The sequence below is a fragment of the Thioalkalivibrio sp. ALE20 genome (assembly GCF_000381405.1).
Lineage (GTDB): Bacteria > Pseudomonadota > Gammaproteobacteria > Ectothiorhodospirales > Ectothiorhodospiraceae > Thioalkalivibrio.
In genome coordinates, this window is the sequence record NZ_KB906497.1 from 1 (window position 1) to 1593 (window position 1593).

2 protein-coding genes are annotated in these 1593 nt (G+C 63.5%); both read right to left on the minus strand.

The window, feature by feature from the left end; genetic code table 11:
• Positions 1-971, minus strand: a 971-nt coding sequence (locus tag F790_RS14925; protein WP_019592021.1) for a DNA cytosine methyltransferase, incomplete at its 3' end; no start/stop codon positions are given.
• 95 nt (positions 972-1066) lie between these two features.
• A complete protein-coding gene (locus tag F790_RS0113625; RefSeq protein WP_019592022.1) occupies positions 1067-1480 on the minus strand; it encodes an antirestriction protein in 414 nt (137 codons plus the stop codon).
• Positions 1481-1593: the final 113 nt, after the last annotated feature.

Sequence of the window (1593 nt, forward strand, 5' to 3'; positions counted from 1 at the left end):
CACGATTCCCGATCCCGAACGGGATGAAGTCCGTCGAACGCAAAGGGCACCTCCGGATTGGTCGCAACCAAGCAGAACCGATTGCGACGTTCCAGCGCCCCAAGCTCGAAACCATCGAGGACGGTCTCGTGGAGCTCATAATCCAGGCTGTCCAGCACCGACCGGATCACCGTCATGCTCGTGGTCGTGCCGTACTGCGGCACGTTTTCGAGCAGGATCACACTCGGTCGCAAGGTCTGGATCGCCGCGATGAACGCGACGAACAGAGGCCCGGCGGTCTCGTGCTCCTCGGCTTTCGCCAAGCGGTTCTTCGATCGACCCGAGAGCGAGGCCCCCGTGCAGGGCAGCCCGGCCGCGAGGATGTCGACTGGTGGCAACTTGCGCCACTCGACGTCCTGCATTGGGGCCTCAATCGCGATGGCATCCTTGTGCCAGATCGGATTGTTCGCCAGAGAGGCCTCTAGGTAGTCCCCGTCGGATTCGTTGGCAAAGGCCAACTCCACGGGCACTCCGGCCGCTTGCAGACCTCGATGGAGGGCGTGGTCGAGGATCCCGCCGCCGTGGGCCAACGAGCCCATGCGGAGAGGCTCACGGGCCTGCAGGCGTTCAATGAGACGCCCGGCCCGCTCGGCCGTGGCGCGGTCGTGGTGGTGGACCGTGATCTCGATGGATCCCGGCCGGATCACCACTCGGACCCGCTCGGCGCCGCCAAAGGTGCGGGTGAGCTCCTCACCACTCACGTCAATGACGGGAAGCTCCTCACCTCCCCGCTTGCGCCGGGAAACCCTGCGCTCACCGGTATCGACGAAGCGCATGACGAGTCCCTTCCCGGCCTTGCCGGTCTGCTCGACATGACTCAGCTCGAAATGCTGACCGGGGGTAATCCCGGCGCGAGCCAAGCGACGGCCTTCCAGCCACAGACGCTTCTGGCCCTTGCGCTCACCGAGTTTGGTGTAAATCACAGTGCTCATGGTCTATCTCCTCGGAATATCGGGGACAGACCGCCCCCACGGGGAGCGGTGTCCCCGTGGTGGGTGAATGAAGGGGCACATCCGTGCCCGTAAACTCAATCGATCGCGCTCAGAATAGCGGCCGCTTCCCGGTGCTCCAGGGCGTAGTCCCGGAGTCCGTGGTAGAGGTCGATGAAGCGCTCCTCCTGAAAGCGCGCGGCCATTGCGGCCAGAACGAACAGGCATGCGGTAATGCCCGCTGCGTCGGGACTCATATAGCCCTGATAGCCGTTACCGGGCACCTCAATCTTCAAGTCGCCATGGCGATCCGGCGCCATGAAGAAGGCGTCGTTCGAGGTTTCGTAGAAGTGCCAGTAACCGCCGTGATAGTTATCGGACAGGTTCTGGATCGTCTCAAAAACGGCATTCTCGAAAACGAGTGCTCGGGTCCCGAAGAACCGGGGGAGTGCGTTGAGGCGCTCCTCCTCCGGGATGGGGCGGGATTGAATCGGAAGGTTAATGGCTTCCATGGTCTGTACTCCTGCATCGAGGGGACAGACCGCCCCCACGGGGACGGTTGTCCCCGTGGTGGGTAAACGATATGGACCGACCGGCCTGGTGCCGGCGCCCCTCCTCCCGGTCC

What these genes read in the sequence shown, in the direction of transcription:
- F790_RS0113625 (WP_019592022.1), bottom strand. Translation starts at nt 1,480, where the DNA reads ATGGAAGCCATTAACCTTCCGATTCAATCCCGCCCCATCCCGGAGGAG.